The following is a 17,197-nucleotide window of genomic DNA, read 5'->3' on the forward strand; positions in this document are numbered from 1 at the left end:
TGGGCGATGGCAATCACGGTTTTGCCTTCCATCATTTTGTCGAGGCTTTCTTGGATGGCGGCTTCGACTTCGGAGTCGAGCGCGCTGGTGGCTTCGTCAAGCAACAGAATCGGCGCGTCTTTGAGCATAACGCGGGCGATGGCGATACGTTGGCGTTGGCCGCCGGAAAGTTTCACGCCGCGTTCGCCAACGTGTGCGTCATAGCCGCGTCGGCCTTTGGCATCGCTTAAGTTAGGAATAAAACCGGCTGCCTCGGCACGTTCGGCGGCAGAAATCATTTCGGCTTCGGTCGCATCGGGACGGCCGTAGATAATGTTGTCGCGGACGGAGCGGTGCAGCAGGGAGGTATCTTGCGTCACCAAACCGATTTGGGCGCGCAGACTTTCTTGGGTAACGCTGTCCACGTTTTGGCCGTCGATCGAAATCGTGCCGCTTTGCGGTTCGTAAAAGCGCAGGAGCAGGTTGACGATGGTGGATTTGCCCGCGCCGCTGCGGCCGATCAAGCCGACTTTTTCGCCGGGTTTGATGTTCAGATTAAAGCCGTTGAGGAGCGGTTTGCCTGCTTCGTAGGAGAAATCGACGTGATCAAACTTGATTTCGCCTCGGGTGACTTTCAGCGGCAGGGCTTGCGGTTTATCGAGGATGGTGTGGGGTTTGGACAGGGTGGCCATGCCGTCGTTGACGGTACCGATGTTTTCAAACAATCGGGCAGACTCCCACATGATGTATTGCGACAAACCGTTCACACGCAATGCCATGGCCGTGGCCGTAGCTACCGCGCCTACGCCGACTTGGCCGTGATACCAAAGCCAAATACCCAAGGCGGTCGTGCCGACGGTCAGCGAGCTGTTGACGATAAAGCTGCAGGTGTGCAGCAGCGTGGCCAAACGCATTTGGGCATGGACGGTTACCATAAACTCTTCCATCGACTGCTTGGCATAAGCGGCCTCGCGTGCGCCGTGGGAGAAGAGTTTGACGGTGGCGATATTGGAATAGGCGTCGGTAATGCGGCCGGTCATCAGCGAGCGCGCATCGGCTTGGCGTGCAGCGGTTTTGCCGAGTTTGGGAATCAGGAAGCGCATAATCATCGCGAATCCAATCATCCAGCAGATAAACGGCACGATAAGCCAGGCATCGAATGAGGACAGAATCACGCCGGAAGTGATGAAGTACACCAGCACATACACAACCATATCGGCGACGGTCATCACGACATCGCGCAGCGCCAGCGCGGTCTGCATGACTTTGGCGGATACGCGGCCGGCAAATTCGTCCTGATAAAAGCCTAGGCTTTGTCCCAACATCAGGCGGTGGAAATTCCAGCGCAGGCGCATGGGGAACACGCCTTGCAGGGTTTGCAGGCGCACATTGGAAGCAAAAAAGGTCCAAACGGCAAAAAATGCCACCATGGCCATCATGCCGATTAATGCATGGCCTTTTTCAACAAAAAGCGTTTGCGGCGTATAAGCGCCGAGCCAGTCGACCACCTTGCCCATAAATTGGAACATCAAGGCTTCCATGATGCCGATGCCGACCGTAAACACGGCCAACACGGCAATCCATTTGCGCACGCCTTCAATGTTGCTCCAAATAAACCGCCACAACCCTTTTTCTGGCGTTTTCGGAGCAGCTTCTGGATAAGGGTCGATACGTGACTCGAACCATGAGAATATTTTTTTAATCATTGTTTTTGCAAATTTGATAAGACGGTCAGGCCGTCTGAAAAGAGGTGTTCAAATACATTCAAGACTGTATTTTACGGGAAAAATCCAACTGATGACAGCGAATACCGTCAGTCCGACCAAACCAATCTATCGGCTTGACCATCTAAAAATCCCTTTGCTTTGCATAAAACAAAGGCCGTCTGAAAGTTTTCAGACGGCCTTTGCAGGATTTAGGTTGCCCTTAAAAATCACTCTTTACGTTGACGACCCAAATCGGCAGCGGCAGTAAACAAAACGTCGGTGGAAGAGTTCAACGCAGTTTCTGCAGAGTCTTGAATCACGCCGATGATGAAGCCGACAGCAACCACCTGCATGGCCACATCGTTATCGATACCGAACAGGCTGCACGCCAAAGGAATCAGCAGCAACGAGCCACCGGCCACACCGGATGCACCGCACGCGCTGACGGTAGCGACCAGGCTCAACAGCAGGGCGGTAGCGAAGTCAACCGTAATGCCTTGCGTGTGCGCCGCAGCCATCGCCAAAACGGTAATGGTGATTGCCGCACCAGCCATATTGATGGTTGCACCCAATGGAATGGAGATGGAGTAAGTGTCTTCGTGCAGACCCAGTTTTTTCGCCAATGCCATGTTCACAGGGATATTGGCGGCGGAAGAACGGGTAAAGAAGGCATACACGCCGCTTTCGCGCAGGCAGGTAAACACCAGCGGGAAAGGGTTGCGGCGGATTTGCGTCCACACAATAATCGGGTTGACCACCAAAGCAATAAACAGCATACAGCCGAGCAATACGGCCAACAGCTTCATATAACCGGCAAGCGCTTCAAAACCGGTTTCCGCAATGGTAGAAGACACCAAGCCGAAAATACCCAGCGGCGCAAAACGGATAATCCACTTCACAACCGTCGAAACGGTATCGGCCAAGTCGGCCGCCACTTGGCGGGTCGTATCCGAACCGTGATGGCGCAAAGCCGCGCCCAATACCAAAGCCCAAGCCAAAATGCCGATATAGTTGGCATTGGCCAGCGCGTTAATCGGGTTGGCCACCAAATTCATCAACAGCGTTTTCAACACCTCGACAATGCCGGAAGGCGGCGCAACGGACACATCGCCGGCCGCACGCAGAATCAGCGTGGTCGGGAATGCCATACTGGCGACAACCGCCACCACGGCCGCGGCAAACGTACCGAAAATATACAAAATCAAAATCGGTTTGATGTGGGCCTGATTGCCTTTTTGGTGTTGCGCAATGGCGGCAGTCACCAAAACAAATACCAAAATCGGCGCGATAGCCTTAAGCGCACCGACAAACAGGCTGCCCAGCAGTCCTGCGCTGATACCGACTTGCGGCGAAACTGCGCCCACAAGAATACCTAAAACCAAGCCGATGGCGATTTGCGCCACCAGGCTGACGCGATTGAGCGCGTTCAAAAGCGGATTGCCACTTGCCATATCCGTTCCTTCACAATTTAAAGATATGTTAAAAAAGTCTTACATTCTAAAATAAAAAATCATTTGTCGGCGAGGTTTTCATGCACACCTCACAAAAACAGCATTAAAGTTTAGCATTTATGACACAGTTGGCACTTTATGCCAAAAATACGATCAAACCCGCTCAAACCCTACTTTAAAGTATGCCCATACCGTTGCCTTATCTCTCTGTATCTTGATTTCAGACGGCCTGAAATCTGTGCCATAAGGCCGAATATAAAGGCAACTTCATCAGTCAAAACACAAAAACATAAATATTACAATCAGATAGAAACAAACCAAAATCCGCCCTTAAGCCGCATTTTGCAACGTTATCGCGCTAAATTTCCGTTTATATCCATAGCCTGAAACCTTGCAGAAATAATGTTAAAATCCACAAACTGAAGAATTGTCGCTGTCGAACACACATCATGACCAAACTGACCTACCCTGTTTTATTTGCATCATTGGCGCTCGCCTACGGACACGCGTTGGCAGTAGATACTTCCGTTCCCAAAGCAGAAGACTACGAAGCTGTTCCCGAATCCGAAATGCCCAAGCAGCCCAAAGACGACCAAACAGGCAAACTCAAGCCCAAATTCCCCGTCAAAATCGACACCCAGGACAGCGAAGTCAAAGAAATGCTTGAAGAATATCTGCCGCTGATTACCCAGCAGCAGGAAGAAGAGCTGGATAAAGAGCAGGTCGGCTTCCTCGCCGAAGAGGCGCCAGACAACGTCAAAACCATGCTCCGGACCAAAGGCTACTTCAACAGCAATGTCAATATTCAAGACCATGGCGAGAGCTATACCGTCAACGTTACCCCCGGCCCGCGCACCAAAGTCGACAACGTCAGCGTGGCCATCCTCGGCGACGTATTGAATGACGACAACTTGGCCGAATACTACCAAAATGCGATGGAAAACTGGCAACAGCCCGTTGGCGAAAACTTCGACCAAGACGGCTGGAGTGCAAGTAAAACCTCCGTCCTAAGCGCGGTAACACGCAAAAAATATCCATTGGCAAAACTCACCACCACCCAAGCTACCATCAATCCCAATACCCAAAAAGCCGACTTGAACGTCATCGTGGAGAGCAACCGCCCCATTTACTTCGGTGACTTCCAAATCACCGGCACACGCCGCTACCCTGAGAGCGTGGTTTCCGGCATGGCGCGCTTCCACCCCGGTTCGCCTTACGACTTGGACAAAATTCTCGACCTGCAACAGGCGCTAGAACAAAACGGCCACTATTCCGGCGCGTCCGTACAAGCCGACTTCGACCAACTGCAGGGCGACCGCGTTCCCGTCAAAATCAACGTGACCGAAGTCAAACGCCACAAACTGGAAACCGGTATCCGCTACGACTCCGAATACGGAATCGGCGGCCGTATCGCCTACGACTATTACAACCTCTTTAACAAAGGTTACATCGGTTCCATCGTTTGGGACATGGACAAATACGAGACCACGCTGGCCGCCGGTATCAGCCAACCGCGCAACAACCGCGGCAACTACTGGACCAGCAATGTTTCCTACAACCGCTCGACCACGCAAAACCTTGAAAAACGCGCCCTGACCAGCGGTATTTGGTATGTCCGCGACCGCAACAATATCGATGCCCGCTTCGGCCTCGAATTCATTACCGAAGACCGCAAAGTCCCCGACACCAGCTACGATTTGGGCCGAAGCCATGCCACCATGCTGACCGCTTCATGGAAACGGCAAAGCATCGAAACCGAGCTGCATCCTCAAAACGGCTACTACCTCGACGGCAAAATCGGGGCAACTTTGGGCAAATTCCTCTCCTCCACCCAAATGGCACGCGCCACGGCACGGGCAGGCTATTTCTTCACGCCTGAAAACAAAAAACTCGGTACGTTCATCGTACGCGGACAGGCAGGCTACGTTTATGCCCGCGAAGGCGAAGAAGTGCCGTCCAGCCTGATGTTCCGTACCGGCGGCGCAACTTCCGTACGCGGTTACGAACTCGACAGCATCGGCTTGGCAGGCCCCAACGGCTCCGTCCTGCCGCAACGCGCCTTGGTGGTTGGCAGCCTCGAATATCAATTCCCGGTTACCAAAAGCTTCTCCGGCGCCATCTTCCACGATGTCGGCGATGCGGCAAGCAACTTCAAACACATGACCTTAAAACACGGTACCGGCTTGGGCGTGCGCTGGTTCAGCCCGGTTGCGCCGTTCTCCTTCGACATTGCCTACGGCCATCACGACAAAAAAATCCGCTGGCACATCAGCTTGGGCACAAGGTTTTAACAAACATACTCACCATCCATTCTTTCAGACGGCCTAATTCATTTCAGGCCGTCTGAAAAACAGACAAACAGAAAAAATATCATGACCGATACTGCAAACACTTCCACGCCGTCTGAACAACAGCCCGCCCCGCCAAAGCGCAAAAAACGCCTGTTGCGCGGCTTTGTCCTGTCCGCCTTGGGCGTATTGACCGTTTCCGCCGGCGCGATCGGCTGGCTGGTCGGTACGGAATCGGGTTTGCGTTTCGGTTTGTACAAGATCCCGTCATGGTTCGGCGTCAAAATCTCTTCCGATACGCTGAAGGGCACGCTGATTGAAGGTTTTGAAGGCGACAAATGGTTGATTGAAACAGACGGTGCAGACATCAAAATCAGCAGCTTCCGCTTTGATTGGAAACCGTCCGAGCTGCTCCGTCCGTCCTTGCACATTACCGAAGTCGTGGCCGGCGACATCGCCATTGTGACCAAGCGCACGCCGCCCAAAGAAGAAGAGCCTTCAAAAGGCCTGCCCGACAGCATAGACCTGCCCGTTACCGCCTATCTCGACCGTTTGGAAACCGGCAAAATCAGCGTGGGCAAGCGTTTTGACAAGCAGACCGTCTATCTCGACCATCTGCATGCGGCCTATCATTACGACAAAAAAGAACACCGCCTCCACATCAAAACCGCCGATACGCCCTGGAGCAGCTCGACAGGCGCGGTGGTGCTCGGTTTGAACAAACCCTACGTCCTCAATACCGCCATCTACACCAAAGGCCAGCTTGAGGGCGAAACCATACACGGCACGGTGCGCCTGTGGGGCAGCCTGCAAGACGTGTACACCGACCTGCTGCTCGACGGCGACAACGTTCATTTGTCTGCCAAATCCACCATCCACCCATTCGCCGACAGCCTCAACGAAACCGTCGGCGAAATCCTGGTTAAAGGTTCCAACATCAATCCGCAGGCCTTCCTGCCCAGCCTGCCCAAAGCGCGCCTGAATTTCGACGCCACCACTATTCCGTCCTTTACAGACGGCGTTGCGCTGGAAGGCTCGATAGACTTGGAAAACGACCAAGCCGGTTTTGCCGATGAAAACTATATCCCCGTCAAACGCATCCTCGGCGAATTCATTGTCGACGACAAAGGCACGGTCAAAATCGAAGACATCGGCGTCGGCCTGCTCAAAGACGGCAGCATCGACGTATCCGGCACTATCGACACCGCCCAAGACCAGCTCAAACTCGCACTGGGCATCAACAATACCGGCGCAGACGACTTCGTCCGTCAAAACATCGCAGGCCGTCTGAACGGCAGTATCGACGTCAAAGGCGAAACCTCCTCCCCCGTTGTCAACTGGAATCTCGACAGCGGATTTGCGCGTACAGACGGCATGCTGTTTTTCCAAACCGACAAACAGCTCGGCCAGCGCACGCTCAAGCTCGACAAAGTCCGCCTGGTTCCGCAAAACGGCGGCGAGCTCAACGCCAAAGGCTCGCTCGAACTCTTCAAAGACCGCAAACTGCAGCTGGACATCGTCAGCAAAGCCTTCAACCCTGCGCGCATCGATCCGCAGCTTCCACAAGGCAGCGTCAACGGCAACATCAACTTGACCGGCATACTGGCGCAAGAAAAATTCGCCGGCAAAATGCAGTTTGCACCGAGTACGCTCAACGGCGTTCCACTCAGCGGCAAAGCCGACGTCGCGTATGAAAACAAACACCTCTCGCGCGCCCTGACCGATCTGACCCTCGGCAGCAACATCGTCAAAACCAACGGCAGCTTCGGTAAAAAAGGCGACCGCCTCAACCTCAACATTACCGCCCCCGATTTGTCGCGTTTCGGCTTCGGCTTGGGCGGCCTACTCAACGCGCGCGGCTACATCTCCGGCAGCTTTTCAGACGGCCTCAAAACCCTTGAAGCCGATTTGAACGGCGAAGCGCGCAACTTCAAAGTCGCCGATACCGTCAACATCCGTACCCTCGACTTTAAGCTTAAAGGTTCGCCCGACACCAACCGTCCGTTGAGTGCCGATATTAAAGGCGAACACATCGCCGTCTCCGGTGGCGCGGCCATGATTGACAACGTCAACCTGCTCATCAGCGGCACAGGTTCTCACCACCACATCCGCGGCAACAGCAGCATGGCGGTGGACAACAAACGCTATAAGCTCGACCTCGACGCCACCGGCGGCCTCAACAAAGACCAAACCCAATGGAAAGGCACGGTCGACACGCTCGACATCAACGGCGCGTTCAACCTCAAACTGCAAAACCGCCTCAACCTCGAAGCCGGTAGCGAACGCGTTTCCCTCAGCAGCGCGCGCTGGGCGGCTATGGGCGGCAGCCTCAACCTGCAAAATTTCGTTTGGGACAAAAAAGCCGGCATTACCAGTAAAGGCAGCGCGCAAAATCTGCACATTACCGAATTACACAACTTCTACACCCCGCCCATCGAACACAACCTCGTCTTGGGCGGCGACTGGGATTTGGCGTACAGTCAAAACGCGCGCGGCTTTCTCAACATCAACCGTCAAAGCGGCGACATCATCCTGCCGAGCAAAGACCCGAAAAACAAACAGCCTTTGGGGCTTTCCGCACTCGCCCTGCGTACCCGTTTCCAAAACGGCCGCATCGACAGCACGCTGGAAGGCAACACCCGCTTCGGCAAAGTTGACGGCACGCTCGGCATCGCCCAGCAGTTCGGCAACAACATCAACAACGCCCCCGTCAGCGGCAAAGTCAATATCAGCGTTCCCGATTTAGGCTCGCTCAAATCCTTTATGCCGGCGACAGCCCAAGGCATTGCAGGCCGTCTGAACGCGACCGCCACCATCGGCGGCCGACTCGGTTCGCCCACCGTCAACAGCAACCTCGACCTCCAAACCAATTACGGCCGTGCCGACGGTACCGTCAACATCGGCCAAGGCACCAGCTTCGACACTGCCCCTCTGAGCGGCAAACTCAACCTGAACGTCGCCAACCTCGAAGTCTTCCGCAACTTCCTGCCCGTCGGCCAAACTCTCAAAGGCCGTCTGAACGCCGCCGTCAACTTGGCAGGCCGTCTGAACGATCCGCAACTAAGCGGCCTGATTAACGGCGACAACCTCTATTACCGCCATCAAACCCAAGGCTTGATTCTCGACAACGGCGTATTGCGTTCGCGCCTGCAGGGTCAAAAATGGGTGATCGACAGCCTCAAATTCCACCGTGGCGGCACGATTGAGCTCAAAGGTGCGGTCAACCTTGCCAACGCCAACCCCGATGTCGACGTGGACATCGTCTTCGACAAATACCGCACCCTCTCGCGTCCAAACCGCCAACTGCAGCTCTCCGGCGCGGCCAAAGTCCTCTACAATCCGGAAAAAGGCGTATCGCTCAACGGCACGCTCAACACCGACTACGGCAGATTTGGTTCGCAAAAATCCTCCATGCCGACCCTCGATGACGACGTGGTTGTACTGGGCGAAACCAAAAAAGAAGCAACGGCCACCACGCCCATCAACATGAACCTTACCCTGAACATCAACGACAATGTCCGTTTTGTCGGCTACGGCGCAGATGTTACCATCGGCGGCAAACTGGCCATCACGTCCCGTCCGGGTGAAGCCGTCCAAGGCGTCGGTACCGTGCGCGTTGTCAAAGGCCGCTACAAAGCCTACGGCCAAGACCTCGACATCACCAAAGGATCGGTTTCCTTTGTCGGCCCGCTGACCAATCCAAACCTCAACATCCGTGCCGAACGCCGTCTCTCCCCGGTCGGTGCAGGTGTCGAAGTCCTCGGCAGCCTCAACAATCCGCGCGTAACCTTGGTTGCCAAAGAAGCCATGAGTGAAAAAGATAAACTCTCCTGGCTCATCCTCAACCGTGCCAGCAGCGGCAGCGACGGCGACAACGCCACGCTCTCTGCGGCCGCCAGCGCGCTGCTTGCCGGCCAAGTCAACGACCGCATCGGCCTTGTCGATGATTTAGGCTTTACCAGCAAACGCAGCCGCAACGCCCAAACAGGCGAGCTCAACCCTGCCGAACAAGTCCTGACCGTCGGCAAACAGCTCACCAACAACCTCTACGCAGGTTACGAATACGGTATTTCCAGCGCCGAACAATCCGTCAAACTCGTGTACCAACTGACCCGCGCCATCCAAGCCGTTGCCCGCATTGGCACGCGTTCCTCCGGCGGCGAGTTGAAATACACCATCCGCTTTGACAACTGGTTCGGCAAAGACGAACCCGAGCCGGAAGAACAACACTAAAAGCCGTGAAAAAGGCCGTCTGAAATTCATCTTTCAGACGGCCTTTATCTTGTTCTACCGTATATTAGAATCTTCAGCTATGCCTCAAAAACAAAGGTCAACGGCGCAAGTTTAAAAATAAATGCAGCTAAAAAAGTGAACGGCAAACCATGGCTTATTCAAGGTTAGCGATAAATCAAACAGATACAAAAAGGCCGTCTGAAACTGACAGGGGTAGGTTTCAGACGGCCTTTTTTTAATCATCGAAATATCTTGTGCATGGCGTTGCTGATTAATTCGAGCTGTTTCTTATATTCGCGGCAACGGGGGCAGAGCGACAGGTGCACGGCAAGGGCAATGCGGTTAAAAAGACTGAGACGCACTTGGTCTTGCTGTTTGGAAATCAGATCGGTTATTTTGCGACATTTTTTCATGGCATTTTCCTGTCAGGCATGGGAGAACCATTTGATTTGCAGGCACTGGCGCAAGGTTTCGCGCGCGCGGTGCATGATGGTGTGATAGTTGGCATGGCTGATACCGCATTGTTCGCGGATTTCATCGCTTGAAAAACCGAGAATTTCTTTCATGGTAAACACGCGGGCGGTGTTTTCCGGCAGATGGTAGAGGCAGGTCTGTAAAACTTGGTAGAACTCTTTATTGTTCAAACTGGCTTCGGGTGAGTCCCAACCCTGAGGTTGTCCTTCATCCGTCCAATGCCCGTCAGCGGCAAAATGTCCTTCAAAGGCTTCATCCAAGGCTTCCTCGTCGCGCGTGACGAAAACTTGGCGTTGCCGTCCGATTTGGCGCAGGCAGTCGGTAATTTTGTTTTTTAAGATTGCAAACAGCCAGCTGCTCACTTGGGCGTCGCCTTTGAAACCCTCGGCCGCACGGTAGGCGGAAAGCATGGTTTCCTGTACGAGGTCTTCCACCAAGTCGGGGCGGTCGGGCAGCTGGATATGGGCAAAGCGCAGCAGCAACTTGCGGGATTCGGCAAGCTCGGCATCGGTCAGTTCGGGTAGGGCCATAATGTATCAGTATGAAATGAATGATCAATATGCTTCTGATTTTACGCTGATACGGAAAGAGCATGCGATTGAATCTATAAACGATTTCAGTAGTATTTTTGTTTCGCCGAAACCGACTGCGCCCGTTTCAGACGGCCTTGGTTTATGCCGCAACCAAAATGCCCTGTTCCAACCATTCCGTCCATTTTTGCCTTAATGCGTCCTGCCAAGCGTTTTCAGACGGCATGAACTCTGCCAGCATGGTTTGCAGGCCGTTTAGGGAAGTGGGCGTTTCTGCCAGCATTTCCAGCAATAAGGCGTCGAAATCGTCGAGCGTTTGATACATCACGTCGTCTTCCTTATCGCGCCACACCAAAACGGCGGTTTCCGCCTCCTGCAATTCGTCGGTCACGTCATACTGATAACGGCGCACAAAGGCGGCGGGAGAAAGGATGTAGGCCAAATCGTCTGAATCGTCATGGACTGTTTGGCTGTCGGTTTGAGCGGTTTCGGCGAGCAGCTGGGTGTGTTCAAAGTCCATCAATGCCAAGAGGTCGTCTGAAAGCGGCAGGCTTTGGCAATATCGGAGGAACTCGCCGGGGATTTCTTGAAAATAGGGCGTTTGGGCGTGCGCGTCGCGGACGAAACCTTCTTTCAGACGGCCCCATTCTTCGCTGTCAAAGTATTGCAGCGTTTCGGTATAGCAGCGGTCGATAAAGCTGTGAATATTGTTGCGTATCAGGCGGATATAGACGTTCAGGCGCTCTTGCGGCAATCCGTCTGCGGCTTTGCCTTCGCGTATGGCTTGGGCAAAGCGGTGTTGATATTGGGCGGAGGTTTCAGGCTGCACGGCGGTATTCCTTTCCGGCACGCATTTGATAGTCGGCGATTTTAGCAACTTCGGCTTCGAGTTCGGCAAAAGGCGGGAAATTGAAATCGCGTTCCAACAGGGTGGGCGGAATCGTCGGCAGTTTGGCATAGGCCAGTTCGAGCAAATCCCAAACAGTCGGTAAAACCGCCGCGCCATGCGTATCAATCAATAATTCGGGTGTTGCCACATCATGCCCGGCAATATGGATATAGCACACGCGCCCTGCGTCCACATTTTCTAAAAAGGCTTCAGGCGACAACAGGCCGTGATTGACGGCGTTGACGTAAATATTGTTCACATCCAAATGAATACCGCAGTCGGCTTCACGGGCAACGGCATTAAGGAACTCAACCTCGTTCATTTCGGCAAGCGGAGAATGCAGGTAGTAGGAGGTATTTTCTACGGCGATACGGCAGCCCAACCGGTCTTGCACTTCGCGGATACGCCGCGCGGTATGTTTCACCATCTCATCAGTGAAAGGCAGCGGCAACAAATCGTAAAGATGACCGCCGTCGTGGCAGTAGCTCAAATGGTCGGAGAAAAACGTGCAGTCATAACGGCGCATCATTTCTTTGATTCCGTCTATCAAGGCAGTATCCAGCGGGGCCTGTCCGCCCAGCGACATGGATAATCCGTGCAACGCCAGCGGCAGCCGCTCTGCCACGCGGTCAAACTGTTTGCGCGCCCTGCCGCCCATTTTCAGCCAGTTTTCGGGGGCGGCTTCGATAAAGCGTATCGGGCTGTCGTCTGAAAGCGAGAGGAAGTCTTCCGCCAAGTCGCGGCGGTAGCCCAAGCCTGCGTGTTGAATCATGGTGATGTCCTGTTATGGTGCCGTATGAACGACAAAGTCGCATTTTCGTTTATAAAATGCGACTTTGTTAAAGGTATATTGCAGGATTATTTAGAACCGCATTTACCTTCGCCGCATTTGCCTTCTACTACTTTGGCAGCTTTGGCTTTAGATGCTTTGCCTTTTTTAGCGTGAGTTTTTTCCACGGTTGAACCGCATTTGCCTTCGCCACATTTGCCTTCGCTTGCTTTAGAAACAGCGCTTGCACCGCATGAACCTTCACCGGCTTTAACCGCACCGCAAGAGCCTTGAGCAGATTTCTGAACACCTGCTTTGCTGCTTAACGGTTTATCAGCGGCAACAACGCCGGCAGCCAGAGACAGGGACAGCGCACCGGCCAAAGCAGCAGCTACATTTTTTTTCATTTTAACTTCCTTTTTAAAATACGAGTTTAAATAAATCAAGGGATAATATCGGGCATTTAAAGTCGGCCCGCGACCGTTAATCCTTAAAGAAAATGCTTGATACGACAACAGCGTTTCTTCAGCAGGGCATCCAAAGACAGACGGCCTGCGCCCTGCAACAGGACAGGAAATAAAACCACCAAATAAATCAGTGCCATTTTATAACCGTTGTCGCACACATTGTACCCCAAGCCGGTATGTACCGCAGACCATGCGACAGCCGTTACGACCATCAATCCCAGCGCGGACAGCCGCGTTGCCAAGCCGACGATGAGCAGCGCAGGCAAAACCAGTTCCGCCCACATAGCCAAATTCCAGTTGACCGTATCAGACAACAAATTGAACGGAAAGGGAAATTGACTGTTGATATCTGCAAACCAGTTTTCCCCGTTCCATTTTTCCAAACCGGACTCAAGAAATTCATACGCGGCAAAAAGCCTGAGTGCCAACAAGCCGAAAGCGGCCTGCCAAGAGGGGTTGGATAAGGTGTTCATTTATTTTCCTAATCAATGTGTGTGTCGAATGGGATGGGACGAAAAATCCATCGGCACCATCCCATCTTTCATGCCTGTTTAGACGTGGCAGCTTTAAAAAACTGACAAAACAAATGAAGATATTTTCTTATTCATTGTTTTATAAAGATTAAAAATTCAAAAGGCCGTCTGAAACACCATGCTTGATTGGTTTCAGACGGCCTTTGATGATGATTGCAATCCATTAATCCGCTTGTTTGCACAATTCGACAATTTCCGCACCGTATTTGTCGGTTTTCTCCTCATTCATACCGTGGATTTCCGCCAACTCCGCCAAATTTTGCGGCCGTCGGGCGGCAATCGCGCGCAGGGTAACTTTGCTGCATATCTGATAGGCTTCGAGGCCTTCATGGCGGGCAGTATCGATGTTCCACTGAAGCAGACGGCGCATCAATCGGCGTTTGCGTTTGTCCTCTTCGCTTAGGCCGTCTGAAAACGGCCGGCAGATGTTTAAAATGCCCTCGCCGTATTGCTCGATACGTTTTTCTCCGAGTTTATACACGCCTAAAAGGTCGATGGGTTCGGCAGGCGTATTGGTCAACAAATCGTCCATGCTTTCGTTGGAGAATACCGTACCCAGCGTTACTTGATCGGCACTTGCCTGCTGCTCGCGCCAAGTTTCCAAAGCCTGTTTTAAGGCCTGTTCGCGCTCGCCTAAGCTGTGGATAACTTGTGCGCTGTCTGTGGAAACCGTACCGGCTTCAGCCGTTTCGCAAACGTCGAGTATCTCCAAACCGAATTTATTGATTTTCGCCTCGCCCAAGCCGTAGATTTGATGTAAATCTTCCAAACTTCGGGGCATTTTTTCGACAATATCGCGCAGGGTTTTGTCGCCGCAAACCACATAGGCCGGCACTTCCTCTGCCCGGGCGCGTTGTTGCCGCCACTGGCGCAATGCCTGCCACAAACGCTCTTCACGCTCGGTACGCAACCAATCGTCTTTCGGCTTTTGGGTGGCCGTTTTTTCACGGCGCAAGGGACGCAACATGACTTCAGTTTCGCCCTTGAGGACTTTTTTTGCCGCTTCGGTCAGCTGCAGGGCTTGGTGCTGCTCGACATTGACGGTGAGATAGCCCAGACTGATGCACTGGCGGATAACGCTGCGCCATTCCTTGTCGGTCTGTTCGCTGCCGATGCCGAATGTGGATAACTTGTCATGGCCGTTGCGCTGTATCCAATCGTCGCTTTTGCCGCGCAAAAGGTTGGTGATGTAACCGGCGGCAAAACGTTGTCCGGCGCGGTACACGCAGCTGAGTAATTTTTGCACCAACACCGTGCCGTCAAACCGCACGGGCGGATGCAGGCAGTTGTCGCAATGGCCGCAGGGTTCGGATTCTTCGCCGAAATGTTTGAGCAGCAGTACGCGGCGGCAGGCGGCGGTTTCGCAGACGGAAAGCATGGCATCGAGTTTTTGCATTTCGATTTGCTTTTGCACCTCGTCGCTGTTGCCTTCGGCAATCCGTTCGCGCAGCAACACCCAATCGTTCAAGCCGTAACACAGCCAGCTCACGGCAGGCAGCCCGTCCCGACCGGCGCGCCCCGATTCTTGATAGAAATGTTCGACACTCTGGGGCATATCGAGATGGGCGACAAAGCGCACGTCGGGTTTGTCTATGCCCATACCGAACGCCACGGTCGCCACCACAATAATATTGTCTTCATGCGTAAAGCGGCGTTGGTTTTCCTCGCGCACATCCATGCTCAAACCGGCATGATACGGAATCGCCTCCAAGCCGTTTTCACACAAAAACTGCGCCACATCCTCGACTTTTTTACGGCTTAGGCAATACACAATGCCGCTTTGCCCATGCATCTGCTTGCGGATGAAATCCAGCAATTGTTTTTTGCCATTATTTTTTTCGATAACCTGATAATAAATATTTGGGCGGTCAAAGCTGGAGATAAATTCGGGCGCATTGTCCAAGTACAGATAATGCTTGATGTCGGCGCGCGTGGCCGCATCGGCGGTAGCGGTCAGGGCGATGCGCGGGACGTTCGGATAGCGTTCGGCAAGCATGCCAAGCTGTTGATATTCGGGGCGGAAATCGTGTCCCCATTGGCTGACGCAATGCGCCTCATCAATGGCAAACAAGCTGACGGTTTGTTGGTCAAGAAAACGCAAAAAGCGGTCGGTAACCAAGCGTTCCGGCGCGACATAAAGCAGTTTCAGACGGCCTTGGGCAAGCTTGTCGGCAATCTCGCGCGCCTCATCTGCGGATGTGCTGCTGTTGACTGCCGCCGCTTCAATCCCGGCCACATGCAGGCTGGCCACTTGGTCGTTCATCAGCGCAATCAGCGGCGATACGACAACCGCCACGCCTTCGCGCATCAGCGCCGGAATCTGGTAACACAAAGACTTGCCCCCGCCCGTCGGCATCAGCACCATCAAACTCTCGCCGCCGGCCAAAGCATTGACGATAGCCTCCTGCTTGCCACGAAATTCGGGATAACCGAATACTTCGTGCAAAATCTGTTTGGCGGTCGGCTGAGGCATAATGGTTCCGTAGCATAAGGGAAAGCGTTATTTTAACGGTTTTACACTTGCGTATGTGCGGAACATTTTTCCGCCGCTTTTTCAGACGGCCTGAAATTCAACTCTATTAAAGTTATTTAATTTTAAATAAATATTTATTTTGTTTTGAATGAAATATACAAAGGCCGTCTGAAATCCTAATCTTCGGATTTCAGACGGCCTTTCAAAAATAAAATCTTTAGGCTTTTTTGACGAACTCAGATTTCAAGTTCATCGCGCTGCCATCGATTTTGCAACCGATATTGTGGTCGCCCTCTTGCAGGCGGATGCCTTTGACTTTGGTGCCTTGCTTGATGACCATAGAGCTGCCTTTGACTTTCAGATCTTTAATCAAGACAACCGTATCGCCATCTTGCAAGACCGTGCCGTTGGCATCTTTGACTTCCAAGGCATCATCGCTTGCAGCCGCAGCATCGGCCTCGTTCCACTCATGGGCGCACTCAGGGCAAACGTATTGAGCGCCGTCTTCGTAAGTATATTCGGAGTGGCATTTCGGGCAGGGAGGTAGGGACATGAGGTTTCCTTATAAATATGATAAAAGAAGCGTAAAACGCAAATAATACAATGTCTAAATTATTGCTTCGCCTTGCTGCCGCCTACGCCGTAAACGGCATTCCACGCCGCGTCCAACATCTGGCCGGCTTGTTGCAGCTTGGAATTTTGCTGCTCTTTCTGAGCCAAGGCCGTCTGAATTTCGCCTTTCAAACGGTCAATATCGGATTGCGCTGCCTGCAAACGGCGCTGCGCGCTTTCCAAATCACTTTGCAGGGAAATGATTTTGCTGTCGTTGCTGTTTTGCTCATGCAAAGCGGCACGGTAAACCGATTGGACGGACAGCAAACGGTCTTCCGCCTCACCGGCATACGCAGCAGCGGCGGATAACATCATCAGGGCAAGTAAGGTTTTTTTCATGGGTTTTCCTTTAAAGTTGTTTGATTTGTAAAGTAAAGCGCAGAGCCGATTTTTCCGCCGCCAAGTTTACATAATATGCTTGTTGGTCTTTGTTCTTGATGGCTTATTTTATCCAATCCGGACATTCAGGCTGCCGATAAAAGTTAATTCAATCGGCAGTTGTAACAGGCAGGCGGCTATTATTTTCTCATATTCTCCGCCTTATTCCATTATTTTCTGGTTTTATTATAAAAGGCCGTCTGAAAAATTTTCAGACGGCCTTTTTGAGTTTCACAATGATGGCTCTGCCTCTCGTCAAAAAGCTTTCCTGTATTTTTAAATTACAGTCATATTTAAATATGTAAATATGATTTATTTATTGTAAAATTTATCCTTTAGTCATGCCGGAGCATATGGTGTTGCGGCTGTCTGCATCTTTTTTAATTCTTCTTCCATGAGAACCCTATGATGAAAA

At 52.6% G+C, this 17,197-nt stretch carries 13 protein-coding genes; 2 read left to right on the forward strand and 11 right to left on the reverse strand.

Annotation, left to right across the window (positions count from 1 at the left end):
- Both ACTHSP_RS09955 and sstT read right to left on the reverse strand, forming a co-directional pair.
- Positions 1-1,685, reverse strand: a 1,685-nt coding sequence (locus tag ACTHSP_RS09955) for an ABC transporter ATP-binding protein (protein ID WP_440346037.1), incomplete at its 3' end; no start/stop codon positions are given.
- 227 nt (positions 1,686-1,912) lie between these two features.
- Entirely contained in the window at positions 1,913-3,136 is a 1,224-nt protein-coding gene (gene sstT, locus ACTHSP_RS09960) for a serine/threonine transporter SstT (protein WP_314511254.1), read from the reverse strand.
- 449 nt (positions 3,137-3,585) lie between these two features.
- Between sstT and ACTHSP_RS09965 the strand changes: the two genes are divergently transcribed.
- The gene (locus ACTHSP_RS09965) at positions 3,586-5,427 is read left to right on the forward strand and encodes an autotransporter assembly complex family protein (protein WP_314511251.1); all 1,842 of its coding nucleotides are present in this window, start codon (positions 3,586-3,588) and stop codon (positions 5,425-5,427) included.
- Positions 5,428-5,508: 81 nt separating this feature from the next.
- Positions 5,509-9,657 carry a translocation/assembly module TamB domain-containing protein gene (locus ACTHSP_RS09970; RefSeq protein WP_440346038.1) on the forward strand — a complete coding sequence of 1,383 codons (4,149 nt, stop codon included), beginning with the start codon at positions 5,509-5,511 and terminating at the stop codon, positions 9,655-9,657.
- Between the two features lie 239 nt (positions 9,658-9,896).
- Here the strand turns inward: ACTHSP_RS09970 and ACTHSP_RS09975 are convergent, their stop codons facing one another.
- From ACTHSP_RS09975 to ACTHSP_RS10015, 9 genes are all read right to left on the reverse strand, one after another.
- Entirely contained in the window at positions 9,897-10,070 is a 174-nt protein-coding gene (locus ACTHSP_RS09975) for a zf-HC2 domain-containing protein (RefSeq protein WP_141745160.1), read from the reverse strand.
- A 12-nt stretch (positions 10,071-10,082) separates the two neighbouring features.
- Complete coding sequence (locus tag ACTHSP_RS09980; protein ID WP_003686679.1) at positions 10,083-10,661, reverse strand: sigma-70 family RNA polymerase sigma factor; 579 nt, start codon at positions 10,659-10,661, stop codon at positions 10,083-10,085.
- Positions 10,662-10,803: 142 nt separating this feature from the next.
- Positions 10,804-11,490, reverse strand: coding sequence for an HvfC family RiPP maturation protein (locus tag ACTHSP_RS09985; protein WP_070584439.1), 687 nt, complete (start codon positions 11,488-11,490; stop codon positions 10,804-10,806).
- Positions 11,480-12,322 carry an HvfB family MNIO-type RiPP peptide maturase gene (locus ACTHSP_RS09990; RefSeq protein ID WP_440346039.1) on the reverse strand — a complete coding sequence of 281 codons (843 nt, stop codon included), beginning with the start codon at positions 12,320-12,322 and terminating at the stop codon, positions 11,480-11,482. The genes ACTHSP_RS09985 and ACTHSP_RS09990 overlap by 11 nt, the downstream gene beginning before the upstream one ends.
- A gap of 86 nt (positions 12,323-12,408) precedes the next feature.
- A complete protein-coding gene (locus ACTHSP_RS09995; protein WP_003686668.1) occupies positions 12,409-12,726 on the reverse strand; it encodes an HvfA family oxazolone/thioamide-modified RiPP metallophore in 318 nt (105 codons plus the stop codon).
- An 83-nt stretch (positions 12,727-12,809) separates the two neighbouring features.
- Positions 12,810-13,259, reverse strand: coding sequence for an HvfX family Cu-binding RiPP maturation protein (locus tag ACTHSP_RS10000; RefSeq protein ID WP_440346040.1), 450 nt, complete (start codon positions 13,257-13,259; stop codon positions 12,810-12,812).
- A 223-nt stretch (positions 13,260-13,482) separates the two neighbouring features.
- Entirely contained in the window at positions 13,483-15,792 is a 2,310-nt protein-coding gene (gene recQ / locus ACTHSP_RS10005; protein WP_440346041.1) for a DNA helicase RecQ, read from the reverse strand.
- 217 nt (positions 15,793-16,009) lie between these two features.
- Positions 16,010-16,345 (reverse strand): zinc ribbon domain-containing protein YjdM, encoded by a 336-nt coding sequence (locus ACTHSP_RS10010; protein WP_308111965.1) that lies wholly within the window; start codon positions 16,343-16,345, stop codon positions 16,010-16,012.
- A gap of 59 nt (positions 16,346-16,404) precedes the next feature.
- Positions 16,405-16,743, reverse strand: a complete 339-nt coding sequence (locus ACTHSP_RS10015; protein ID WP_440346042.1) for a hypothetical protein — start codon at positions 16,741-16,743, stop codon at positions 16,405-16,407.
- Between the last annotated feature and the right edge of the window lie 454 nt (positions 16,744-17,197).

The sequence above is a fragment of the Neisseria sp. P0001.S005 genome, from assembly GCF_051963715.1.